The sequence below is a fragment of the Cellulosimicrobium protaetiae genome (assembly GCF_009708005.2).
Taxonomy (GTDB): domain Bacteria; phylum Actinomycetota; class Actinomycetes; order Actinomycetales; family Cellulomonadaceae; genus Cellulosimicrobium; species Cellulosimicrobium protaetiae.
In genome coordinates this window covers 397,497-421,129 of record NZ_CP052757.1, presented here as the reverse complement: position 1 = coordinate 421,129, position 23,633 = coordinate 397,497, and the positions used below count along the sequence as shown (strand labels likewise).

Sequence of the window (23,633 nt, the reverse complement as noted above, 5' to 3'; positions counted from 1 at the left end):
GTCGTCCTCGTCCCCCGTCGTCGGTAGGTCGCCCGCCACCGCCCCGGGGTCCCGGAGCGCACGAAACGGGCACCGGGGAGGTTATCGCCTGCACCCGCCCCGACGCGATGGGGAGGACTCCCCGTCGCGTCGGCACCGGTGCGGCGCGCGCGTTCGGCGACGGCGCCGCTGCGGGTGACAATCGACCCATGCCTGCCGTGGTACCCGACTCCCCCGCCACGTCCGACCCGAGGGCCGACGTGCCCGTCCCCGCGCGCGACGCCTCGTTCGAGGAGCACGTCGCCTGGGCCCGTGCCGTGACCGTGGTCGGGTCCGACCTCTCCCCCGTGGCGGGCCGGGTCGTCGAGGACGCGCTCCCGTGGGACTACGCCGCGCTCGCGCGCGAGCTGGTCGGCAGCGGGCGCGGTCCGGTGCTCGACCTCGGGACCGGGGGCGGCGAGCTGTTCTCGACGCTCGGGCCGCTGCCCGCCGGGTCGGCGGCGACGGAGGGCTGGGCGCCCAACCTGCCCGTGGCCCGACGCCGGCTCGAGCCCCTGGGCGTCGACGTCCGGCCTGTCGAGGGCGACGAGGAGCAGCTCCTGCCGTTCTTCGACGGTCAGTTCGCGGTCGTGCTGGACCGGCACGAGGAGTTCGACCCGGACGAGGTGCTGCGCGTCCTGGAGCCGGGCGGGGTTTTTCTCACCGAGCAGGTCGACTCGCGGGACGGCGTCCGCCTGAACACCGCTCTCGGCGTCGACCTGCCGTGGGACCCGGACTCCGTGACGCTCGACGCCGCGGTCGAGGTGCTGCGCGACGCGGGGTTCGTCGTCGACGTCGCGCGCGAGCACGAGGGACTGCGCCGGTTCCGGGACCTGTCCTCGGTGCTCTGGTACCTCAAGATCATGGCGTGGCAGGTACCCGACCTGGAGTCGCTCTCGCCCGAGGCGGTCGCGCGGTACGAGGCGCCGCTGCGCGCCCTGCACCTGCACCTCGCCGCGGGCCACGAGTTCGTCGACGAGTCCCCGCGCTTCCTCGTCGTGGCCCGCAAGCCCTTCTGAGCCGCTGCTCCCACCCCCGCCGCGGAACGCCCCACGCCAGGCGTGAGTGCATGAAATAGTCGCGTCCGGGCGACTGCGGCGCGACTATTTCATGCACCCACCGGGGTGTCCGGGCGGGGTGCGGCCGTGGAGTCGCGGACGACGAGCTCGTGGTCGGTGCGGCGGCGGCGCGGGCGGGCCGACGGCGGCCGGAGGGCCAGCTCGAACGCCGTCGCCCCCATCTCGCTCATCGGCAGGCGCACGGTCGTCAGGGCGGGCGCGAGGTCCTGGGCGACCTGGATGTCGTCGAACCCCGTGACGGACATGTCGCGCGGTACGACGACGCCGCGCTCGCGCAGCAGCGACAGCACCCCGGTGGCCATGGCGTCGTTGAGCGCGAGGATCGCGGTGGTGTCCGGGCGCTGGGCGAGGATGCGCTGCGTCGCGTCGCGACCGCCCTCGCGCGTGAACGGCGCGTGCACGACGAACAGGTCGTCGGGGTCGAGCCCGTGGGCCGCGACGGCGCTCCGGATCCCGGCGGTGCGGTCGGCGACGGTCGTGAGCCGCTCGGGACCGGCGGCGACGGCGATCCGGCGGTGGCCCAGGCCGAGCACGTGGTCGGTGAGGCTCGCCGCGGCGGCCTCGCTGTCCGGCAGCACGGCGTCGCAGTGCAGGTGGTGGCGCCCGATGACGACGACCCGGCCCCCGGCCTCCTGGAACGCCGCGAGCTCGCGCGCGGCGTCGGCCTCCATCGCCGGGTCGACGTACCCCGACCCGGCGACGAGGATCGCGCCGACGCGGTGCGCGCGCATGAGCCGGATCTGCGTGACCTCGGCGCTCGGCTCGCGCTCGGTGTGGCTGATCTGGACGCTCCACCCGTGCTCGGTCGCGACCCGGACGACGCCGCTCGCGATCTCGGAGAAGTACGGGTCGCCGATCTCGTAGACGAGCAGGCCGGCGACCGACGTCGTGCCCCCGGCGAGCGTGCGCGCGTGCGGGTTGGCGATGTAGCCCATCTCCGTCGCGACCTCGCGGACGTGCTCCGCGAGCACCTCGGAGACGCCGTCGCTGCCCGACAGCGCGCGCGACGCGGTCGCGAGCGAGACGCCCGCCCGCTCGGCGACGTCGACCAGCCGCAGCGCGCTGCGACCCTTCGTGGTCCGACCCTCTCGACGCACCCCTGCTCCGCTCGTCCGTGCGTCGCCCGGTCGGTGGCCGAACGACCCTCCCCGACGTGACGCTTGCCACATCCGCTGTCCGCACCGTACTCTAGCGGAAGCGCTTACGAAAGCGCTTTCGTAAACAAGCGGTCTCGTACGGAGCAGTACGGCCTCAGGTCTTCACTACGACGAAGTAGGGAGAGTCACGTCCATGCATTCTCGGTCGACTCCACGGATGTCCACCCGCACCCGCTCGCAGCGCGCGCTCGCCCTCGCGGCCGGTGCGACCGCGACGGCGCTCGTCCTCACGGCGTGCTCCGGCGGGTCCGACGGCGAGGGCGGAGGCGGCGGGTCCGACGACCCGATCGTCATCGGCATCTCCCTCCCGCTCACCGGCGACTTCTCCGAGCCCGGCAAGGGCGTCCAGCGCGGCTACGAGGCCTGGGCGCAGTTCGTCAACGAGGACGGGGGCCTCCTCGGGCGACAGGTCGAGCTCAAGATCCTCGACGACCAGTCCAACGCGGACCGCGTGGTCCAGGACTACGAGGCGCTCATCGCCCAGGACGAGGTCGACCTCGTGTTCGGGCCGTTCTCGACGCGCCTGGTCGTCCCCAGCGCCCGCGTCGCCGAGGAGTACGGGATGCTCTTCGTCGAGCCGGCGGGCGCCGCGGCCGAGGTGTTCGAGCAGGGCTTCGAGAACCTGTTCTACGCCGCCCCGGCCGTCGCGGACGACCACTACAACTACCTCGCGGACCACATCCTCGACATGCCCGAGGGCGAGCGCCCGCAGACGGTCGCCGTCGCCTCGATGGACGACCCGTTCGCCCAGGGCACGGCCTACGGCCTGCGCGACAAGCTCGCCGACGCCGGGCTCGAGATCGTCGTCGACGAGGTCTACCCGCCCAACACGACCGACTTCTCGTCGATCGCCGCGAAGATCAACGACTCCGGCGCGGACATGGTCATCGGCGGCACGCAGTACCAGGACGCGGTGAACCTCATCGTGGCGCTGCAGCAGCTCAACTACCAGCCCACGCTCGCGGCGTTCTCCACCGCGCCGACCAACCCCGAGTTCTCGGCCGCGATCGGCGCCAAGACCGAGGGCATCCTCTCGCCCACCGGCTACACGGAGACCGCGAGCTGGCCGTCCAACGTCGACTTCGTCGAGCGGTACACCGAGCTGCACGGCAACCCGCCCGGCGAGGACGAGGCCAACGCGTACACGACCGGCCAGGTCGTCGCCGCCGCGGTCGAGGCCGTCGGGTGCGCCGAGCAGGGCGAGTGCCAGCAGGAGCTCATCTCGTGGCTGCGCAGCAACGAGGTCGAGACCGTCGTCGGGCCGCTGACCTGGGACGAGACGGGCAAGCCGCAGGGCGCCCACCTCATCCAGCAGTACGTGGACGGCGAGATCCAGATCGTCCTGCCGCAGGACGCCAAGGAAGCCGACTTCGTCTTCCCCAAGCCGGCCTGGTGATCACCTCGTGACAGGAACGCTCCTCTTCCAGAGCCTCGTGCTCGGCGTGCTGCTGGGAGGGCTCTACGCCCTCCTGGCAGCGGGCCTCACCCTGTACTTCGGCGTGATGCGCGTCGTGATGATCGCCCACTCGGCGTTCCTCATCCTCGCCGCGTACCTCGCCTGGTTCTTCAACCAGCAGACCGGCATGGACCCGCTGCTGTCGCTCGTCATCACCGTGCCGCTGTTCTTCCTCGTCGGCGTGGGCATGCAGCGCCTGCTCATCACGCGCCTGCGGCCCGCGACGCTCACGATGATGTCCGTCCTCCTCACGTTCGCCGTCGCGCTCTTCATCGAGGGCATGATCGGCTTCGTCTGGAGCGGCACGCAGCGGCGCATCCAGCTCCCGTACTCCGGGACGAGCATCGAGTTCTTCGGGGCCCGGATCGCCGTCGTGAAGCTCGTCGCCTTTGGGCTCGCGGCGCTCTCGCTCGCGCTGCTGTACCTGCTCATGAAGCACAGCCGGTTCGGCCAGGCGCTGCGCGCGACGATCCAGCACCGCGAGGCCGCGCAGCTCGTCGGCATCAAGACCGACCGCGTCGCGGGCTACGGCTTCGGCCTCGGCCTCGCGACCGCCGCGATCGGCGGGACCGCGCTGTCGCTCGACGCGACGATCTACCCGTCGTTGCACTGGCACTGGATCGGCCCGCTCATGGCGATCATCGTCGTCGGCGGCCTGGGGTCGATCCCCGGCGCCGCAATCGCCGCCATGGTGCTCGGCATCGGCCAGAGCCTGCTCCAGGTGCCGCTCGGCACCACGTGGGCGCAGACCATCTTCTACGTCGCCCTCTTCGCGACGCTGATGCTGCGGCCCCAGGGATTCTTCGGAGGTCGCCTTGCCCAACGCTTCTGACACCCGTCCCGCGAGCCGCTCCGCCGGCCGCGCCGGGGGTGCCGCCGCCGGCGCGGTGCCCGACGGCGCAGGGTCGGCCACCGCTCCCGCCGCACCTTCCGCACGCCGCCCCTGGGGCCGCGTCGTCCGCCTCGCCGCGCTCGTCGTCGGCGTCGTCCTCGTCCTCGCGTTCCCCACGATGGCCCCCAACGCGTACATCCTCTCGGCGGGCATCGTCGTCGCGAGCTACGCGTGCACCGCGACCGCCTGGAACTTCATGGGCGGCTTCACCGGCTACGTCTCGCTCGGGCACGCCGCGTTCTTCGGGCTCGGCGCCTACGGGACCGGGCTGCTCATCCGCGACGTGGGGCTCCCGAGCTTCGTCGCGTGGCTCGTGGCGGGCGTGATCGTCCTGCTCATCACGATCCCCGTCGGGATCGCGGCGTTGCGCGTGCGCGGCGCGTCGTTCGTCATCGTGTCGATCTCGTTCGTCCTCATCCTGCTGCTCGTCTTCCAGGCATGGGGATCCTTCACGGGCGGCTCGGACGGCCTCGTCGTCCCGCGCCCGTTCCCCGACCTGCTGCGACCCGAGCACCACCGCGTCTTCTTCTACCTGTTCGCCGGGCTGCTCGCCGTCATGCTCGTCGCATGGTGGGCGATCGACCGGTCGCGCTTCGGCACCGGGCTCAAGGCGATCCGCGAGGACGAGGACAAGGCCCAGGCCCTCGGCGTCCCGACGCGCAACTACAAGCTCGTCGCCTACGTCGTCTCGGCGACGTTCACCGGCCTCGCCGGCGGCATGTACGCCCTGTGGTTCGGCGACCTCGACCCGATCTTCCAGTTCTCCATCATGCTCGGCTCGTACATGGTGCTCATGGCCCTCTTCGGCGGCGTCCGGCACCTCTTCGGTCCGCTCCTCGGCGCCATCGTCGTCGGCACGGGCCTGGAGTACTTCAAGCTCGAGTTCGGCGACACCCAGTTCCACCTCGTCGCCACCGCCCTGCTCCTCGGCATCGTCGTCCTCTTCATGCCGGACGGGATCATCCCCGCGGCCCAGTCGCTCCTCAAGCGCTTCGGCCCGCAGGACTCCTCCATCCGCGAGATGACGGCCGCCGAGCTCCTCGAGCGCAACCGCGCCGCCGCCACCCCCGCCGCCGCGGGCGACGCGACAGCGACAGCGGACCCGACGACCGCCGTCGCGCAGCAACGACGCGAAGACGACCCGACCGCGGACCCGACGACCGCCGTCGTGCAGCAACGACGCGAAGGTGACCCGACCGCAGAGGCCCCTCGTCCTCGGACGGGCCCGGACGCCACCCCGGACGCCACCAACCCGAGCGAGGAGGACCGATGACGACGACTACGCAACAGACGACCCGGAACCTCGAGACCGTCGGCCTCACCAAGTCGTTCGGCGGCGTCCACGCCGTCCGCGACGCGACGGTCACGTTCCAGCACGGCAGGATCAACGCGCTCATCGGCCCGAACGGCTCGGGCAAGACGACGTTCTTCAACTGCGTGACGGGCATGATCAAGCCGGACTCCGGCACGGTCACGTTCCGCGGCGAGGACATCACGCGCCGCGCGCCGCACAAGATCGCGCGGGCCGGCATCGGGCGCAGCTTCCAGCTCTGCCGGGTGTTCCCGCGCATGACGGTCCTGGAGAACATGCTCGTCGCGGTGCGGCGCACGAAGGTGCGCGAGCTGCTGGCCGGGGCGCGCAACCCGGAGGAGATCGACAAGGCGCGCGCGCTGCTCGTGCGCGTCGGCATCGACCACCTGGAGAACGTCGAGGCGCGCAACCTGTCCTACGGGCAGCAGAAGCTGCTCGAGCTCGCGGGCGTGCTCATGGGCGACCCGGACACGATCATGCTCGACGAACCCGCCGGCGGCGTGAACCCGGCGCTCATCGGCCGCATCGGGACGCTCGTGCAGGAGCTCAACGCCGAGGGCAAGACGTTCCTCGTCGTCGAGCACAACATGGACATGGTCATGAGCCTGTCCCACCACGTCATCGTGTTCGACCGGGGCCGGCCGATCGCCGAGGGCACCCCCGCCGTCGTGCAAGCCGACCCGCGAGTGCTGGAGGCCTACCTTGGTGTCTGACCCGACCCCCGGGACGGGGGCGAAGCAGGAGTACCTCCTCGAGCTGGACGACGTCCAGGCCGGGTACGGCCGCGCCGCGATGGTGCTGCGCGGGCTGACGATCAAGGTCCCGGCGGCCACGGTCGTGTGCCTCGTCGGGCCGAACGGCGCGGGCAAGTCGACGGTGCTCAAGGTCGCGAGCGGGCTGCTCAAGCCGCGCTCGGGCCGCATCCTCGTCGGCGGTCGCGACGTCACGGGCCAGGGGCCGCAGGAGATGCTGCAGTCCGGCCTGGCGCACGTGCTCCAGGGGCACAGCGTGTTCCGTGAGATGACGGTCGCGGAGAACGTGCTGCTCGGCGCGTACACGCTGCGCGACAAGCAGAAGATCGCGGAGCGGGTCGCGTTCGTGCAGAACCTCTTCCCCATCGTGGGCGAGCGGTGGAAGCAGCTCGCGGGCCTGCTGTCCGGAGGGCAGCAGAAGCAGGTCGAGTTCGCGCGGTCGCTCATGGTGAGCCCGCAGGTCGTGCTGCTCGACGAGCCGTCCATGGGCCTCGACCCGAAGACGACGTCGACGGTGTTCGAGCAGGTCGTGCGCATGCGCGACGCGGGCGTCGCGGTGCTGCTCGTCGAGCAGAACGCGCGCCGTGCGCTCGAGACGGCCGACATCGGGTGCGTGCTCGACCTCGGCCGCGTCCACATCACCGGCCCCGCGCCCGAGCTCCTCGCCGACCCCCAGCTCTCCGAGCTCTACCTCGGCGGACGACCCGCCGAGCGCTCGCTCTCGAAGGACGGATGACCGCCAGCATGACCAGCCAGACCACCGGCGCCGCAGGGGCCGACCGACCGACCACCCGCACCGTGCGCATCGTCATGAACGGCGTGACGGGTCGTATGGGGTACCGCCAGCACCTCGTGCGCTCCATCCTCGCGATCCGGGACGACGGCGGCGTCGAGCTCGACGACGGCACGCGCCTCCAGGTGGAGCCCGTGCTCGTGGGCCGCAACCGCGCCAAGCTCGCCGAGCTCGCGGCCCGCCACGACGTCGCCGAGTTCACGACCGACCTCGACGCGGCGCTCGCGGACGACACGGCCACGATCTACTTCGACGCGCAGGTCACGTCGGAGCGGACCAAGGCGATCCTCAAGGCGCTCGCGGCGGGCAAGCACGTCTACACGGAGAAGCCCATCGCGGAGTCCGTCGCCGAGGGCGAGGAGCTCGCCGAGGCGGCGCGCGCGGCCGGGGTGATCCACGGCGTCGTGCACGACAAGCTGTACCTGCCCGGACTGCTCAAGCTCAAGCGCCTGATCGACGGCGACTTCTTCGGCCGCATCCTGTCCGTGCGCGGCGAGTTCGGGTACTGGGTGTTCGAGGGCGACTGGCAGCCCGCGCAGCGCCCGAGCTGGAACTACCGCGCCGAGGACGGCGGCGGGATGGTCCTCGACATGTTCTGCCACTGGAACTACGTGCTGGAGAACCTGTTCGGGCCGGTCGAGGCGGTCATGGCGAAGGCCGTGACCCACATCCCCGAGCGCTGGGACGAGCACGGCAAGCCCTACGCCGCGACGGCCGACGACGCGGCGTACGGGATCTTCGAGCTCGCCGGGGCGGACGGCCCGATCCTCGCGCAGGTGAACTCGTCGTGGGCGGTGCGCGTGGACCGGGGCGAGCTCGTCGAGTTCCAGGTCGACGGGACGCACGGGTCCGCGGTGGCAGGGCTGTTCGGGTGCCGCATCCAGTCCCGGGCCCGCACGCCCAAGCCCGTGTGGAACCCGGATTTGCCGACCGACCAGGACTTCCGCGCCCAGTGGGAGCAGATCCCGGACAACCAGGAGTTCGTCAACGGGTTCCGCGCGCAGTGGGAGGAGTTCCTGCGCGACGTCCACGCCGGGCGGCCGCACCCCTACGACTTCGACGCCGGCGTGCGCGGCCTGCGCCTCGTGGACGCGGGGTACACGTCGTCGCGCGAGGGACGGCGGGTCGAGCTCGACGGTTCCGGCCCGGTCTCCGGGTCGGGTGACGCGGCAGCCGTCGGTCCCGACGCCGAGGCGGGAGCGTGAGCGCGGCCGGGGGTGGCGCGGTCCGCATCCCCGTGCCCGACGGCGGGTCGCGGCTCGTCGAGCTGCGCGCGCCGCGGCAGTGGGCGGACCACCCCGGCCCCTACGCGTCGCGCGTCGCGTTCGCGGCGGCGCACGTCGTCGCGGACCCGCGGGGCGAGAACGTCCCCGGCGCGCCGGCCGTCGTCGACTGGGACTCGACGCTCGCGTTCCGGCGGCACCTCTTCCGCTACGGCCTGGGCGTCGCCGAGGCGATGGACACCGCGCAGCGGAACATGGGCCTCGACTGGCCCGCGGTCCAGGAGCTCGTGTCGCGCAGCGCGGCCCAGGCCCACGAGCTCGGGGCGCGGATCGCGTCGGGCGCGGGGACGGACCACCGCGGGGTCGACGACCTGCGGACCGTGGACGACGTGATCGCGGCGTACACGGAGCAGGTCGAGTTCGTCGAGGGCACGGGGTCGCAGGTCATCCTCATGGCGTCGCGGCACCTCGCGCGCGTCGCGACCTCCGCGGACGACTACGTGCGCGTGTACGACGCGATCCTGTCCCAGGTGCGCGAACCGGTCATCCTGCACTGGCTCGGCGAGGCGTTCGACCCGCACCTCGCGGGGTACTGGGGGTCGGCGGACGTCGACACCGCGACCGCGACGTTCGTCGACCTCGTCCGGGCGCACGCCGACCGCGTCGACGGGGTCAAGGTCTCGCTCCTCTCGGCCTCGCACGAGGTCGGCCTGCGTGCCGTACTTCCCGAGGGTGTGCGGTTGTACACCGGAGACGACTTCCACTACCCGGAGCTGATCCGCGGCGACGGCGAGCGGCACTCCGACGCACTGCTCGGCGCGTTCGCGGCGGTCGCCCCCGCGGCGTCGGCGGCGCTCGCCGCCCTCGACGAGGGCGACCTCGCGCGGTACGACGCCGAGATGGCCCCGACTCTCGCGCTCTCGCGGCACGTGTTCGAGGCGCCGACGTACTACTACAAGACCGGGATCGCGTTCCTCGCGTGGCTGTCGGGCCACCAGCCCGGCTTCACCATGGTCGGCGGCCTGCAGTCCGCCCGGAGCGTCGTGCATCTCGCGCGCGCGTTCGAGCTCGCGAACGAGGCACGCCTCCTTCCGGACCCGGACCTCGCCGCCCACCGCCTCGGCCTCGTGCTCGCGGCGGCGGGCATCGAGGTGGATCACGTCGCCGCCTCCGGGACAGGCCCGGACGCCACGCCCGCGTCCGCCCGGGCCGACGCCGACGAGGTGGTCGCATGAGCACCGAGATCTCCGAGTTCCCGTCCGGGGCGTCGCGGTCGACCTCGTCGGCCGACCAGGCCATCCTGCCCGCCGACCAGGCGGTCTCGGCTCGTCCTGGTGCCGGGACGGACCAAGATGGCCTGTTCGGCGGGGAGCGGGGGGGCGTTGATGTGCCGAGTGGGGTCGTTGCGCGGGTGCCGACGCCGGTGGCCGGCGATCCGCGGCTCTCGCGGCTCTCGCTCAACCAGCGGACCACGGCGCACTGGTCGCTGCAGGAGGCGATCGACGGGTGCGTCGCCGCGGGGGTCCCGGCGATCGGGGTGTGGCGCGAGCCGGTCGCGGAGGTCGGCCTCGACACGGCGGTGCGGTGGGTGCGCGACGCCGGGCTGCGCGTCTCGTCCGTGTGCCGCGGCGGGTTCTTCACCGCGAGCGACCCCGACGCCCGCGCGGCCGCGCACGCGAGCAACCTCGCCGCGATCGCCGAGACGGCCGCGCTCGGTGCGCGCACGCTCGTCCTCGTCCCGGGCGGGCTGCCCGACGGCGACCGCGACCTCGTCGGGGCCCGGCAACGGGCGGCGGACGCGGTCGCGGCGCTCGTCCCGGCCGCGCGCGACGCGGGCGTGACGCTCGGGATCGAGCCCATGAACCCGATCTTCGCGGCAGACCGCGGGGTCGTGTCGACGCTCGAGCAGGCGCTCGACCTCGCCGAGCCGTTCGCGCCCGAGGAGGTGGGCGTCGTCGTCGACACCTACCACCTGTGGTGGGAGCCGAAGGTCCACGAGCAGATCGCGCGCGCGGGTGCCGCGGGGCGGATCGTCAGCTACCAGGTGTGCGACTGGATCACGCCGCTGCCGGCCGACACGCTGCTCGGCCGCGGCATGATGGGCGACGGCCACGTCGACTTCGCGGCGTTCACGCGCTCGGTGGCCGCCGCCGGGTACACGGGCGACGTCGAGGTCGAGATCTTCCACGCCGACGTCTGGGCCGCACCCGGCGCCGACGTGCTCGCCACGCTCGCCCGCCGGTACGTCGAGCTCGTCGAGCCGCACCTCGCCCCCTGAGCGTGGTGCTCCGGGTCGAGAGCAGCCTCGGGAGGCTCGCCGTCGCCGGGTAGGGTTCCCGGAGGCTCGAGCACGGAGGTGGACGGATGCATGGGGCACCGCGGACGCGGTTCGTGGGCGACACGAAGCAGGCGCGCACGTATGCCTGGTTCCTGACCTTCGCCGCCGCCGTACCTCCCGCGGTCGTCGCGATCTTCGTGCTGGGCTGGTACCGCGCGCAGGTCTACGGCTGGACCGAGAGCCTGCGCAGCTACCACGCGGGCGACCCGTTCCCGTGGGGTTGGGTCGCCGTCGGGCTGCTGTCCTGCGCGTTCCTCGCGCGCTTCGCCGTCCGCCAGTGGCGCCGGTACCGCGCGCTCGTGGCCGACGACCGTCGGCGCGGCACGCGGCCCTCCTGACCCGGATGGGGACCGGTCACCATCGACGGTCGCTCCTGCTCGTCCGTACCCTGTGGTCGGCGCCGCGACGGCGTGCCCGGCCGGTGAGCGTCCGGGCGTGGTGGGTGAAAGCGCGGAGAGGCGACGAATGAGCAGCGGGATGTACGGGGCGGACGTCGAGGCCCTGCGCTCGCTCGCGGGCCGGGTGGCGGACGGCGCGCAGGCGCTGGAGCTGGCCGCGGCGGCGATCGAGACGGCCGTCGGCGGCGCACGCTGGGAGGGGTCCGACGCGGCGGACTTCCGCACCGCGTGGACCTCGACGCTGCGACCGAGCCTGACCGGCACGGCCGCGCTCCTCACCGACGCCGCGGACCTGCTGCGGGGCAACGCGGAGCAGCAGGACTCGACGAGCCGTGACGGCGGCCCTGGTGGTCCCGGTGGCCCCGGTGGCCCCGGTGGCCCCGGTGGACCGGGCGGGCCCGGCGGTCCCGGTGGCCCGGGCGGACCCGGGGGCCCGGGGAGCCAGAACGGCGAGGGTGGCCCGCCCGACTGGCTCGTCCCGCCGTCGTGGTTGTCGACGGACATGACGCAGGGCGGCGTCCTCAACTGGATCGCGTCCCAGGGCGTCGACGCCTGGGCCGCGATGAACAAGCTCGACGACCCGCTCAACGCGCTCGGGCTCGCGGACAACCTGGCCTCCGCCGGGACCGTCCTCAAGGGCGCGGGCTTCCTGTTCGACGGCTACTCGGTGTACTCCGGCTCGATGCAGGCCTGGGAGGGCTTCGCGGAGGGCGACGGGTTCAAGGGGACCGACGGCCTCATCACCGCCGGTCTCGGCGCCGCCGGCATCGGGGCGGCGATCTTCCTCGCGAGCAACCCCGTCGGCTGGGCGATCGCGGGCGCGGGGGCCGTGTGGGGCATCGCGACCCTGCTCTCCGGCGACGTCCCGGTGACCAAGCGCATCGCCGACGGCGCGGGCTGGCTGTGGGATCGTGGGGGCGACCTCGTCGACGGTGCCGGCGACCTCGCCGCCGACGTGTGGGACGCGGGCGGGGACTTCGTCGACGGGGCGACCGAGACGCTGAAGAAGGCATGGCCGTGGTGACCGCGGCGCACGCGCCGGACCGTGCTCACGGTCCGCACGAGGAGAGGGACGACCGATGACCACGCAGACCGAGACGGCCAACCGTCCGGACGACGGGCTCATCGAGCTCACGGGACCGGAGCTGCTCGTGCTCCTCTCCCTCAACGAGGGCCCGGCCGCCACGCGGACGCGCGAGAACCTGCGCCTGCCCGACGTCCCGGCCGACTCGCCGCTCCTCGCCGCGGGGCTCAGCTCGCTCGTCGTGCGCCGGCTCGCCCGGGTCGAGGGCGAGGTGCTCGCGCCGGTCGGGAACGTCGTCCCGCTGACGCGCATCCTCACGACCGCGACGGAGTGGGTCGAGGCCGCGGCGATCGCCGACGAGCGCACCAACGCGGCGCTGCTCGTGGGCGCGCAGGGCGGGGCGGTCGTGCTCGAACCGCGCCCGTTCGGCATCTGGCACGTGCGCCCGCTCCAGATGGGCGACGCGCTCGCGGACGCCGCGTCCCGGTTCGTCCGGGCGGCGTTCGCTCAGCTCCCCGGTCGTCCGTTCGGCGGGAGCATCAAGGTCGTGGACGCGTCGGGGGCACGCACCGCCGCCGTGCGGGTCGAGGGTGACGGGACGTGGGAGATGACGAGCGGGCCGGCGGGCGACGAGCCCGCGCCGTCGCCGATCACGCCCGACCCGACGTTCGGGGTGCTGGCGACCGCGGTCGCCTGACCACCACCCTTCTCAGAGGTCCTGGAGCGACGCCTCGCGCTCGTCGTAGGCGCTGCGCGCGGCCGCGATGCGCTCCTGGTGCGCCTCGGTCCACACGACGAGCGCCTTGGTCGTGGCGTGGAGCGACCGCCCCATCTCGGTGAGGGCGTAGTCGACGCGCGGCGGGACGGTCGGGTAGACCGTGCGCTCCACGATGCCGTCGCGCTCGAGCTGGCGCAGCGTGCGCGACAGCATGCGCTGGCTGATCCCGTCGATCTCGCGCTTGAGCTCGGTGAAGCGCATGACGCGCCGGTCGAGCAGCGCGATGGCGAGCAGCGACCACTTGTCCGCGATGCGGTCGAGGATCTGCCGCACCTCGCAGTCCTCGCGCGAGTCCCACTGCCAGACCTCGACGTCGGACTCCCACCTGGACGGTGTGCAGCCGTGGCGGTCCGCGGCCGGGGAGGGGGCGTTGCCCCGCTCCGCGGGGCCGCCTCGCGCCGCCACGGTATCCGCAGTGATACCAGGTGTGCCGAATGTGCCGTCTTCCATGCCTCCTGATCCTGTCCCACGATGGGCTCGGTATCAAGAGGTAACCGAGTACCGGTAGGTGCTCAGGAGAGGGGACGACATGACCGACCTGCCCACCACCCGGGCCGGCGAGGGCGCACGCGCGGTCGCGCGCTTCACGCTGCGCGACTGGGGGCTGCTGCTCGTGCTGTGCGGGGCGATCTTCCTGGAGGGCAGCGACATCGCGATGCTCTCCGTCGCGCTCCCCGGCATCCGCGCCGACCTCGGGCTCGCGACCGGCGAGCTCGGCGGGGTCGTGACGGCGTACGTCGTCGGGTACGGCGGGTTCATGCTGCTCGGTGGCCGCGCCGCGGACCTCTACGGCCGCCGCCGCATGTTCCTCCTCTGGCTGCTCGTGTTCCTGCTGTTCTCCGGGCTCGGCGGGTTCGCGACCGACGGCTGGATGCTCCTCCTGTCGCGCTTCGTCACCGGGGTCGCGGCAGGCTTCCTCACGCCGGCGGGGATGTCTCTCATCACGACGTCGTTCGCCGAGGGGCCGCGCCGCAACCGCGCGCTCGTCGTCTACGGCGCCGCCGGGGCGGCGGGCTTCTCGCTCGGGCTCGTCGTGGGCGGGCTCCTGGCCGCGATCCACTGGCGGTGGGTCTTCTTCGCCCCGGTGCTGCTCGCCGTCGTGCTCCTCGTGCTCGCCCTGGTCACGGTCCCGCGCGACACGGCCGGCCGCGTACGCGGCGCGCTCGACGTGCTCGGCGCCATCCTGGCGACGAGCGCGATGGTCCTGCTCGCCGTCGGCATCGTGCGCCTCGAGCACCCGGGCGAGGGGGTCGCGTGGACGGCCGCCGCGCTCGGGGGCGGGGCCGTGCTCCTCGCGGCGTTCGTCGCACGGCAGCGCCAGGCCCCGCACCCGCTCCTGCCGCTGCGCCTCTTCCGCTCGACCGAGCTCGTGCGGGCGAACGTCACGGCGGTGCTCTTCGCGGGCGGGTTCTACGGGTTCCAGGTGCTCCTCACGCTCTACCTCCAGGAGCTCCGCGGCTGGACGCCGCTCGAGACGGGGCTCGCGATGCTGCTCATGGCGGTCGACGTCGTCCTCGCCCCCGTGCTCACGCCGCGCCTCGTGGAGCGGTTCGGGGTGCCGCGCGTGATCGTCGGGGGTCTCGTCGCCGGCACGCTCGCCGCGGCGTGGTTCCTCGCGTCGGGGCTCGACTGGACGTACGCCGTCATGGTCCCGTCGATGGCGCTCGTCGGGGTCGCGTTCGCGCTGGTCTACGGGCCGATCGCGATCGCCGCGACCACGGGCGTGAGCGACGCGGAGCAGGGCGTGGCGGGCGGGGTGCTCAACACGTCGTTCCAGCTCGGCGCGGCGATCGGCATCTCCGCCGCGACGGCGGTCAGCGTCCTCGCCCTCGGGGACGGCACGGGCCCGCAGGCGGGTCTCGCGGCGTTCCACACCGCGCTGTGGGTCCCCGTCGCGGCCTTCGCCCTCGCCGCCGTCGCGATGGGAGCCCCGCGCCGCCGGCGCCCGGCCACCGACCCGCCGTCGCCCGCCGCGGCGCCCGCCGCCGAGGCCGACCTCCCGACCCCGACCCCCGCCACCCGCTGAGTGCATGAAATAGTCGCGTCCGGACGTGCCGGACGCGACTATTTCATGCACTCAGCGGTGGGGGTGGGCAGCAGGAAGCCCGCGGGCTGGAGGGTTCCTCCTGTCGTGCTGGACGAGGGCACGACACCCGCGGGCTCCGGTGGTTGCGTGGTACTCGCTCGCCGTCGGGCGCCTCCCCTCGGGAGACCCCGCCCGGTTCACGGGCTCACCGCAGCCGGTCCGTTGCTGGATCGGTTGCGCGACGACTAGCGCGCAACCACCTCACGAGTCCGAAGAATCTTCACTTCCAGGACCACCTCCTTTCGCGTGTACGACGACGGTACGTCCGCCCCCGCGGACCGCGCCAGGGGTTTTCGCGCACGGCGTGGAACGTCAGGCGGGGCGCAGGTGCGCCCACTCGTCGGGGTAGTCGTCGAGCCACGCGGCGAACGACTGCGCCGGGCGCTCCACGAGCCGCGGCACCGTGTCGCTCACGTGCGCGAGCTCCCCCGCCGCGATCGCCGTGTACGACGACACCCACCCGTCGACCTCGAAGCGTGGCACCCCGTAGTGCTCGCGCGACGCGTACGCCTCGGCGACGGTCTCGGGGTGGTAGGTGATCTCGCGCCCCGTCGCGGCCGACAGGGCGTCGGCGACCTCGCCGAGCGTGAGCGCCTCCGGCCCGGTGACGTCGTACGTGACGCCGTCGTGGCGGTGGGCCTCGGCGTCGAGCAGGACGACGGTCGCGACGTCGGCGATGTCGTCGTGCGACACCGACGCGACCCGGCCGTCGCCCGCCGGCCCGCGGATCACGCCGTCGTCGCCGACCATGAGCGCGAGCCCGCGGTGGTAGAGGTTGTCGCGCAGGAACGTGTGGCGCACGCCCGTCGCGCGGATGTACTCCTCGGTGCGCCAGTGGTCGCGCGCGAACGTGAAGACGGCGTCCGGCGCCGCACCGACGAACGACACGTAGACGATGCGCCCCACACCCGCCGCGATGGCCGCATCGACCGCCGCACGGTGCTGCGCGACGCGGTCCCGGTCCTCGCGCGCGGACACGAGGAGCACGGTGTCGACGCCCGTGAACGCCGCGACCATCCCGCGCGTGTCGGTGTACCCGGCGACCACGGCCACGTCCGACCCCGGGAGGGGGTCGTCCCCGAGGCCGGGAGCCCGCGCGGCGTCGCGCACGACGAGCCGCTGCGACGCGCCCTCGGCGGCGAGGCGGTACGCCAGCTTCGACCCCAGGAGCCCGCTCGCGCCCGTCACGGCGATCCGCCCCGACCCCGCCCCGATCATCATGACCTCACGGTAGACGCGGCGGTCTCCGGACGCCCGGCGACCGGTCGCGCACGTGAGCCGCGCGTGCGCCTCCCGCAGAATGGGGTCATGACCAGTGCCGAGGCCCCCGGGCCGTACCGCGTCATGACCGTCTGCACCGGCAACATCTGCCGGTCCCCCATGGCCGAGGTGGTGCTGCGCGACCGCTTCGAGGCCGCGGGCCTCGGCGGCCGGGTGGTGGTGGACTCGACGGGGATCAGCGACGAGGAGCAGGGCCACCCCGTGGACCGGCGGGCCCGCGACGTGCTCACGGAGCACGGCTACGTCGTCGACGGGACGCACCGCGCACGCCAGGTGCGCGCGGGCGACCTCGCCGCGCGCGACCTCGTCCTCGCGATGACGTCCCAGCACGCGCGCGCCCTGCGCCGGCTCGACGCCGCGGCCCCGGTGCGGATGTACCGATCGTTCGACCCGGCCGCGCCGCAGGTGGCGCCCGGCGACCCCGAGCACGCGCTCGACATCGCCGACCCGTGGTACGGCGGTCGCCGGGAGTTCGAGGACTGCCTGGAGGAGGTCGAGGCTGCGGCCGACGGGATCGTGGCGTACGTGCGGGCGCACCTCGACGACTGACGGCCACGACCCGACCGTCCGGCTCGCGACGGTCAGCGGGTGCGGGACCGACGCCCGCGCACGGTCCCGACGGCGGCTCCCACCGTGCGGGCGACGGCCCGCCCTGCCCGGTGCGCGCCGGCGCCGAGGCGGGAGAGCACCCGACCCAGGCCGCCCGACGCCGGTGGTGCGTCGCCCGGCGGGGTGGCCGCGACGACGTCGGGCCGGACAGGCGCGGGGCGCGGGAGGTACGCGCCGACCCACTGCGCGATCCGGCCGTACGCGAGCGACCGAACGGGCCGGGCCGAGAGCACCACGTCGTGCAGCGCGCCGTCGAGCCGGACGACCGTGACGAGGTCGCCGAGCTGGACGGACCGCTGCGCGACCCCGTCCACGTCGATCGCCGTGTCCGTGTGCCTCATCTCGGGCGTCCAGCGTGGCAGCAGGGTGCTGCGGGCGGAGAGCAGCACGAGCACGGGCGCACCGATCGACAGGCCGCGCGCCACGGCCTGCTGCCCGTGGAAGACGGCGGACAGCCACGCGGGCGTCGTGCGGAACCCGTGCTGCGGACGCCACGCGAGGTCGTACGTCCACTCCCCGCCGAAGTCCTTGCTCACGGAGCGCGTGTAGAAGCCGAGGTCGACGTTCGGCAGCGGGCGCGTCGGCGTGAGGCGTGCACGCGCTCCGATGACGGGTTCGAGCAGGAGGCGCCCGACCTCGCGCGTCTGGAACTCCAGCCACGGGCTGTTGAGGACGAGGGCCGACGCGCGTCCGGGGTTCCGGGCGAGCCACAGGCTGAGCGTCAGCCCGCCCGTCGAGTGGCCCATGAGCAGCAGCCGGCGGGGCGACCTCCCGTCGCCCCGGTGACCGATCGCGGCGAGCGCCGCGGCGAGGTCCTCGTCGTACGTCGTGAGGTCGGTGACGAAGCCCGGCGTCTGCCCGGGCCGCAGGCTCCGCCCGTACTTGCGCAGGTCGAGCGCGTGGAACCGCGCACCGTGCGCCTCCCAGAAGTCCGCGAGCTCGGTCTGGAAGAAGTAGTCGGACCAGCCGTGGACGTACAGGACGTCGAGGTACTGGCCCCCTGCGTGGGGGTCGACCGTACCGGCTCCCCCGGCCCGACGGCGGCGCACGAGCGTCGCGACGACCTCGCCCTCGTCGTCGGGGGCGAGCGGCAGCGTGAGCTGCTCGTAGTCGTCGCCGAGGACGTCGGGCTGCCAGTCGGCCATGCGGCCGACCCTAGGCGGGCGAGCGGCCGACCGCTCGCCGCGCGGGCGTCCGTGGCCCGCGGGACGGCGGTCCGTGACCACCCGTACCCCAGCGGCGGGAGGTGTGTGGTGATCCCTCATGCGCGACGTCGTCAGGCGCTCGCAGACTGGCGGTGTCCCGGCCGACGGCGCCCGCCCCGGCCGTCGTGCGACCGAACCGAGGTGCCCTCGTGAGATCTCGTCCCCGACCGCTGACCGCCGCGACGGCGACCGTCGCCCTGGCGGCCGCGCTCCTGGCCGGCGCCGCCGCCGTCCCGGGCGCGCTCGCACCCGCGGCCGCCGCCACGTGCTCCGCCACCGTCTGGGCGGAGGGCTCGTCGTACCCGGCGGGCACGGTCGTGACGTACGGCGGCCGGAGCTACACCGCGCGCGTCACGCACACCGCGTACGTGGGCACGGGCTGGAACCCGGCCGCCACACCGACCCTGTGGACGGACGGCGGCGCGTGCGACCCGACGACCCCGCCCACCGACCCGCCGACGGATCCCCCGACCGACCCTCCGACGGATCCCCCGACCGACCCGCCCACCGACCCGCCGGCCGGGTGCGGCGTGCAGTCCCGGCCCACGGGCAAGGTCCTCCACGGGTACTGGGAGAACTGGGACGGCGCGTCCAACGGCGTCCACCCCGGCCTGGGGCACATCCCGATCGACGACCCCCGCATCGACCAGCACGGGTACAACGTCGTCAACCTCGCGTTCCCCGTGATCCTGCCCGACGGCACGGTGCTGTGGGAGGACGGCATGGACGTCGGGGTCGACGTGCCCACCCCCGCGCAGATGTGCGCCGCGAAGGCGGACGGGACGCGCCTCCTCCTGTCGATCGGCGGAGCCACGGCCGGGATCGACCTGTCCAGCCAGGCCGTCGCGGACCGCTTCGTCCAGACGGTCGTGCCCCTCCTGCGCGACCACCACTTCGACGGCATCGACATCGACATCGAGACGGGGCTGACCGGGAGCGGGAACATCAACCAGCTCTCGACGTCCCAGGCGAACCTGATCCGGATCATCGACGGCGTCCTCGCCGAGATGCCGAGCAACTTCGGGCTCACCATGGCGCCCGAGACGGCGTACGTCACGGGCGGCAGCGTCGTGTACGGCTCGATCTGGGGCTCGTACCTGCCGATCATCAAGAAGTACGCCGACAACGGTCGGCTGTGGTGGCTCAACATGCAGTACTACAACGGGTCGATGTACGGGTGCAGCGGCGACTCGTACGCCGCCGGGACGGTCCAGGGCTTCCAGGCGCAGACCGACTGCCTGAACGCCGGGCTCACGATCCAGGGCGTCACGATCCGCGTCCCCTACGACAAGCAGGTGCCCGGCCTGCCCGCGCAGCAGGGTGCCGGGGGCGGGTACATGACGCCGTCCCTCGTCACGCAGGCCTACCAGCCGTACACGTCGCGGCTCAAGGGCCTCATGACGTGGTCGATCAACTGGGACGGCTCGAAGGGCTGGACGTTCGGCGACAACGTCCGAGCCCTCCAGAACCGCTAGCAAACCGGGGCCCGCCCCCGATCCCTCGCCGAGCACGACGTGGGGGTCGTTATCAGCCCGATAGCGACCCCCATGTCGTGTTCGACGGCGGGTCCGTCCGTACGGGCTAGCCGGTCCGTCCGCGGCGGGTGCGCCAGCGTGCGACCTCGTGCTCGACGTCGCGCGTCGGCGTGACCACGGGCGGGCCGCCCAGGAGCTGGCGGCGGGCGTCGACGACGCGTGCGTTGAAGTCCGTCAGGAGCTCGCGGACGACCTGCTCGTCGAGCTCGCGGTCGAGCCGGTCGTCGAGCTCGCGGTCCTCCTGCTTGAGCAGCATCGCGGGTGGCCCGAGCCCGGTGAGCTGCTCGCGCTCGATGACCGACCGGAGCCACCAGTCGGGGTCGTGCGTGCCCGTCAGCCCGGGGATCGGCTTGCCCGCGAGCGGGAGGTCGTCGAACTCGCCGCGCCGGATCGCCTGGTCGATCACCGTGTCGACGTACATCGCGTGGTCCTCCGGTCGTACACGGCGTGGGGTCCGGAGGGCGGCCTCCTCGTCGGTCGATGACGCCTCCGTCGTCGGTCGCGTGTCGGCGGCGGGCGAGGCTCCGCCGGGCGCGGCACCGTGCTCCGCCTCCTCGCGCGCGATCTCGCGGTCGACCCGGTACTGGGCAGCGCGCCGGACCGGGTCGTCGTCGGGGATGCTGCGGGACCGTCGTCGGAACACGGGAACCTCCTCTGTCGGTGACTCTCCAGCGTAGGCATCCCGCATCGCGGGCCGAGCCGTCGGTCAGTCGTCGAGGAGGGGGTGGTAGCGGCGCCGCAGCCCGCGGTCGACCGCCGCGACCACCCCGGCGACGGCCAGCACCGTGTTCGCCGGGGCGGGCAGGTCGGGCACGAACGGCGGCGTCCAGCCCGTGAACCCCGAGACGAGGTCGAGGAGCTGCGGCACCTGCGTCACGAGCGCGACCACGAGCACGACCCACGCGACGACCCCGACGGCGCGGCTCGCCGTCGGCCGCTCGCGGTCCATGCGGTCGCGCCACGCCTCCGCGGTCCCCGGCATCGGCGGGACGTCCTGGACGTCTCCCACCGCGTCGACGACGCGCACGTACCGCATCCCGTAGAGGCTCATCCGGGCCTCGACCCGCGCGCCGGCGAGCTCGAAGCGCGCCCGGGAGCGCTGCTCGTCGACGAGGCGGCGATCGCGGTAGAGCCGGATCCGCTCGTCCCAGTCGAGGAAGTCCACGTCGACGACGTACTCGTGCCCGCCGTGCCACAGCACGAACGCGCTGCGCCACAGCACGGCCCACCCCCGGACGGGTCGGAAGGTCGCGTCGCGTCGCGACCGCCCGTCGTCCGCCCTGCCGTCTTCCGCCCGCCTGTCGGCTCCGTCCCACACGTCGTCGCTCACGTCCCCATCCGAACCTGTCGCCCCGCGCGGCCGCGTCGCCCGGACGACCGACCCCGCGCCGTCGGCCCCGACGACGTCCCCCGAACGAATGACCCACGCCGAACCCGGGGTCGTGGGCGGTGCGGCCGTCGAACCCGCCCGCATCCCCGGGTTCGGCACCGCGGGTGCCCGTAACCCCGGGTTCGGGGACCGGCCCCCGGCGACCCGGCATGATGGCCCCATGTCTGGGTCGATGAAGGTCTCTCGCCGCTCGCACGTGCCGCCGTTCGCGGTCATGGAGGTCCTCGCCGAGGCGAACCGGCTGCGCGACGCGGGGGCGTCCGTCCTCAACCTGTGCGCGGGCGAGCCGTCGACGGGGGCCTCGGACGTCGTCCGGCGCCGCGCGATCGAGCTGCTGGAGCACGGCGACCTCGGCTACACGGAGTCGCTCGGCGTCCCGGCCCTGCGCCGCGCGATCGCAGAGCACTACGACCGCTGGTACGGCGTCGAGGTCGACCCCGCGCGCGTCGCGGTGACGACCGGGTCGTCCGGCGGGTTCCTGCTCGCGTTCCTGGCCGCGTTCGACGTCGGCGACCGCGTCGCGCTCGCCCGCCCCGGCTACCCCGCGTACAAGAACATCCTGCGCGCGCTGGGCTGCGAGGTCGTCGAGCTCGACTGCGGCCCCGAGACGCGCTACCAGCCCACGGTCTCCCAGCTCATGGAGGCGTACTACGGCGGCGGCCTCGACGGGCTGGTCGTCGCGAGCCCCGCGAACCCGACCGGGACGATGATCCTGCCCGCCGAGCTCGACGCCGTCGCGACCTGGTGCGCCGACCACGACGTGCGGCTCGTGAGCGACGAGATCTACCACGGCATCACGTACGCCGACGCGGCGGACACGGCCCCCGCGGCGCTGCCGACCGCGGCACGGTACGTCGGCGAGGGTGCGGTCGTCGTCAACTCGTTCTCCAAGTACTGGGCCATGACGGGCTGGCGGCTGGGGTGGCTCGTGCTGCCCGACGAGCTCGTCGGCCCGGTCGACGCGCTCGCCGGCAACGTCGCGCTGTCCCCGCCCGCGCTCGCGCAGCATGCGGGCGTCGCGGCGTTCTCCCCCGAGGGGTACGCGGCCGCGGCCGAGAACGTGGCGCGGTACGCGGCGTCGCGCGAGCTCGTGCTGTCACGGCTCGACGACCTCGGCTGGTCGCGCGTCGCCCCCGCGGACGGCGCGTTCTACGTCTACGCGGACGTCTCCGGCGACGGCCTGGACTCCGTGACGTGGTGCGAGCGGCTGCTCGCCGAGGCGGGCGTCGCGCTCACCCCGGGCACGGACTTCGACGGCGTCCGCGGCGGCGACTGGGTCCGCCTCTCCTTCGCGGCCGCCCCGGCGACCGTCGCCGAGGCGGTGGACCGCATCGTCGCCTGGCGGCGCACCCTCTGACCAGGTCGCGACGACCACCCGGCCGCGCGAGGATCGTGCGGTGCCTGCCGACCCCACCGCACCAGGGACCGCCCCCCGACCCGACGGCGTGCTGCGCCTCGCGACGTTCAACACGCTGCACGGGGCCGCGCTCGACGGGACGGTCGACGTCGAGCGGTTCGCGCTCGCCGTCGCGTCCCTCGACGCGGACGTGCTCGCGCTGCAGGAGGTGGAGCGCGACTCGCCACGCTCGGGGCACGCCGACCTCGTGGCCGTCGCCGCCGAGGCGTTGCGCGCCGACCACCGGCACTTCTCCCCGACGCTGCGCGGGGTCGGGGGCGCCTGGGTGCGCGCCGGACGCCCGGGCCGCGGGGTGCGGCGCGTGACCGGCGTCGCGTCCTACGGGATCGGGCTGGTCAGCCGGTTCCCGGTCGCGCGCTGGTCGCGCCTCGAGCTCGACCGGATGCCCTGGCGGTCGCGCGTCCGCCGTCGGGCGACGGGCGCGACCTCCGGTGCCGCGCGGGTCGTCCCGTTCCGCGTCGTCCCCGACGAGCCGCGCGCGGCGCTCGCGGCTGCCGTGCGCACGCCGTGGGGCCCCCTCACCGTGGTGACGACCCACACGACGTCCCGCCCCGAGTTCACGGCGGACCAGCTCCGGTCCCTCGTGCGGGCGTGCGGGCCACTCCCGCGCCCGCTCGTCCTGCTCGGCGACCTCAACCTGCGCCCGCCCGAGCCGACCGAGATCAGCGGCTGGGCGTCCCTCGCCGACGTGCTCACCCACCCCGCCGACCACCCCGCGCGGCAGATCGACCACGTACTCGTGGACCCCGGCCCGGGCGGCGGCACCGTCGTCGCGGCGGGACCCGCGACGGCCGTCGACACGGGCCTGTCCGACCACCGCGCCGTCGTCGTGGACGTGCGGATCGCGGCCCCCGGTCCCCCGGCCTAGGATCGGCGCGACGGCACGCGCG

23 protein-coding genes are annotated in these 23,633 nt (G+C 73.8%); 17 read left to right on the top strand and 6 right to left on the bottom strand.

All coding sequences use genetic code 11. The annotated features are described in order from the left end of the window. Positions 1–188 precede the first annotated feature (188 nt). Positions 189–1,037: a class I SAM-dependent methyltransferase gene (locus FIC82_RS01880; RefSeq protein ID WP_154797347.1), complete on the top strand. Its 849-nt coding sequence runs from the start codon at positions 189–191 to the stop codon at positions 1,035–1,037. Between the two features lie 89 nt (positions 1,038–1,126). Here the strand turns inward: FIC82_RS01880 and FIC82_RS01875 are convergent, their stop codons facing one another. Continuing rightward, complete coding sequence (locus tag FIC82_RS01875) at positions 1,127–2,194, bottom strand: LacI family DNA-binding transcriptional regulator (RefSeq protein WP_253691343.1); 1,068 nt, start codon at positions 2,192–2,194, stop codon at positions 1,127–1,129. A gap of 217 nt (positions 2,195–2,411) precedes the next feature. Between FIC82_RS01875 and FIC82_RS01870 the strand changes: the two genes are divergently transcribed. The 11 genes from FIC82_RS01870 to FIC82_RS01820 all read left to right on the top strand — a co-directional run bounded on the left by FIC82_RS01870 (position 2,412) and on the right by FIC82_RS01820 (position 13,139). Beyond that, positions 2,412–3,650, top strand: a complete 1,239-nt coding sequence (locus tag FIC82_RS01870) for an amino acid ABC transporter substrate-binding protein (RefSeq protein WP_154797345.1) — start codon at positions 2,412–2,414, stop codon at positions 3,648–3,650. A 7-nt stretch (positions 3,651–3,657) separates the two neighbouring features. Beyond that, positions 3,658–4,542, top strand: a complete 885-nt coding sequence (locus FIC82_RS01865) for a branched-chain amino acid ABC transporter permease (RefSeq protein WP_168731400.1) — start codon at positions 3,658–3,660, stop codon at positions 4,540–4,542. Then, positions 4,526–5,875 (top strand): branched-chain amino acid ABC transporter permease, encoded by a 1,350-nt coding sequence (locus FIC82_RS01860; protein ID WP_253691342.1) that lies wholly within the window; start codon positions 4,526–4,528, stop codon positions 5,873–5,875. Before FIC82_RS01865 ends, FIC82_RS01860 begins: the two co-directional genes overlap by 17 nt. After that, the gene (locus tag FIC82_RS01855; protein WP_154797344.1) at positions 5,872–6,627 is read left to right on the top strand and encodes an ABC transporter ATP-binding protein; all 756 of its coding nucleotides are present in this window, start codon (positions 5,872–5,874) and stop codon (positions 6,625–6,627) included. Before FIC82_RS01860 ends, FIC82_RS01855 begins: the two co-directional genes overlap by 4 nt. Further along, positions 6,620–7,402 carry an ABC transporter ATP-binding protein gene (locus FIC82_RS01850; RefSeq protein ID WP_253691341.1) on the top strand — a complete coding sequence of 261 codons (783 nt, stop codon included), beginning with the start codon at positions 6,620–6,622 and terminating at the stop codon, positions 7,400–7,402. Before FIC82_RS01855 ends, FIC82_RS01850 begins: the two co-directional genes overlap by 8 nt. An 8-nt stretch (positions 7,403–7,410) precedes the next feature. Continuing rightward, complete coding sequence (locus tag FIC82_RS01845; protein ID WP_216609959.1) at positions 7,411–8,664, top strand: Gfo/Idh/MocA family protein; 1,254 nt, start codon at positions 7,411–7,413, stop codon at positions 8,662–8,664. Then, positions 8,661–9,917: a dihydrodipicolinate synthase family protein gene (locus FIC82_RS01840; RefSeq protein WP_216609958.1), complete on the top strand. Its 1,257-nt coding sequence runs from the start codon at positions 8,661–8,663 to the stop codon at positions 9,915–9,917. Before FIC82_RS01845 ends, FIC82_RS01840 begins: the two co-directional genes overlap by 4 nt. A gap of 188 nt (positions 9,918–10,105) precedes the next feature. Then, a complete protein-coding gene (locus FIC82_RS01835) occupies positions 10,106–10,960 on the top strand; it encodes a sugar phosphate isomerase/epimerase family protein (RefSeq protein ID WP_418884352.1) in 855 nt (284 codons plus the stop codon). 86 nt (positions 10,961–11,046) lie between these two features. Next, a complete protein-coding gene (locus tag FIC82_RS01830; protein WP_154797342.1) occupies positions 11,047–11,358 on the top strand; it encodes a hypothetical protein in 312 nt (103 codons plus the stop codon). 127 nt (positions 11,359–11,485) lie between these two features. Further along, positions 11,486–12,442, top strand: a complete 957-nt coding sequence (locus FIC82_RS20730; protein WP_154797341.1) for a hypothetical protein — start codon at positions 11,486–11,488, stop codon at positions 12,440–12,442. A 55-nt stretch (positions 12,443–12,497) separates the two neighbouring features. Then, entirely contained in the window at positions 12,498–13,139 is a 642-nt protein-coding gene (locus tag FIC82_RS01820) for a hypothetical protein (protein WP_154797340.1), read from the top strand. Between the two features lie 12 nt (positions 13,140–13,151). On the opposite strand, the gene FIC82_RS01815 is transcribed toward FIC82_RS01820, so the two are convergent. Beyond that, on the bottom strand, positions 13,152–13,670 hold the full coding sequence (locus FIC82_RS01815) for a winged helix-turn-helix transcriptional regulator (RefSeq protein WP_154797339.1): 519 nt from the start codon (positions 13,668–13,670) through the stop codon (positions 13,152–13,154). Positions 13,671–13,749: 79 nt separating this feature from the next. On the opposite strand from FIC82_RS01815, the gene FIC82_RS01810 reads away from it, so the two are divergent. Next, complete coding sequence (locus tag FIC82_RS01810; protein ID WP_154797338.1) at positions 13,750–15,246, top strand: MFS transporter; 1,497 nt, start codon at positions 13,750–13,752, stop codon at positions 15,244–15,246. Positions 15,247–15,618: 372 nt separating this feature from the next. Here FIC82_RS01810 and FIC82_RS01805 read toward each other — a convergent pair whose 3' ends face one another. Beyond that, on the bottom strand, positions 15,619–16,527 hold the full coding sequence (locus FIC82_RS01805) for an SDR family oxidoreductase (protein ID WP_216609957.1): 909 nt from the start codon (positions 16,525–16,527) through the stop codon (positions 15,619–15,621). A gap of 87 nt (positions 16,528–16,614) precedes the next feature. On the opposite strand from FIC82_RS01805, the gene FIC82_RS01800 reads away from it, so the two are divergent. Beyond that, entirely contained in the window at positions 16,615–17,136 is a 522-nt protein-coding gene (locus tag FIC82_RS01800; protein ID WP_253691339.1) for a low molecular weight protein-tyrosine-phosphatase, read from the top strand. 32 nt (positions 17,137–17,168) lie between these two features. On the opposite strand, the gene FIC82_RS01795 is transcribed toward FIC82_RS01800, so the two are convergent. Next, positions 17,169–18,341, bottom strand: coding sequence for an alpha/beta hydrolase (locus FIC82_RS01795; protein WP_154797337.1), 1,173 nt, complete (start codon positions 18,339–18,341; stop codon positions 17,169–17,171). Between the two features lie 209 nt (positions 18,342–18,550). Between FIC82_RS01795 and FIC82_RS01790 the strand changes: the two genes are divergently transcribed. Then, entirely contained in the window at positions 18,551–19,876 is a 1,326-nt protein-coding gene (locus FIC82_RS01790; protein ID WP_216609956.1) for a carbohydrate-binding protein, read from the top strand. Between the two features lie 106 nt (positions 19,877–19,982). Here the strand turns inward: FIC82_RS01790 and FIC82_RS01785 are convergent, their stop codons facing one another. Beyond that, positions 19,983–20,579 (bottom strand): DnaJ family domain-containing protein, encoded by a 597-nt coding sequence (locus FIC82_RS01785; protein ID WP_336240244.1) that lies wholly within the window; start codon positions 20,577–20,579, stop codon positions 19,983–19,985. 63 nt (positions 20,580–20,642) lie between these two features. Further along, positions 20,643–21,266, bottom strand: coding sequence for a hypothetical protein (locus tag FIC82_RS01780; RefSeq protein ID WP_154797335.1), 624 nt, complete (start codon positions 21,264–21,266; stop codon positions 20,643–20,645). Positions 21,267–21,498: 232 nt separating this feature from the next. On the opposite strand from FIC82_RS01780, the gene FIC82_RS01775 reads away from it, so the two are divergent. Next, entirely contained in the window at positions 21,499–22,683 is a 1,185-nt protein-coding gene (locus FIC82_RS01775; RefSeq protein WP_154799722.1) for a pyridoxal phosphate-dependent aminotransferase, read from the top strand. Between the two features lie 40 nt (positions 22,684–22,723). Continuing rightward, positions 22,724–23,611: an endonuclease/exonuclease/phosphatase family protein gene (locus FIC82_RS01770; RefSeq protein ID WP_253691336.1), complete on the top strand. Its 888-nt coding sequence runs from the start codon at positions 22,724–22,726 to the stop codon at positions 23,609–23,611. Positions 23,612–23,633 lie beyond the last annotated feature (22 nt).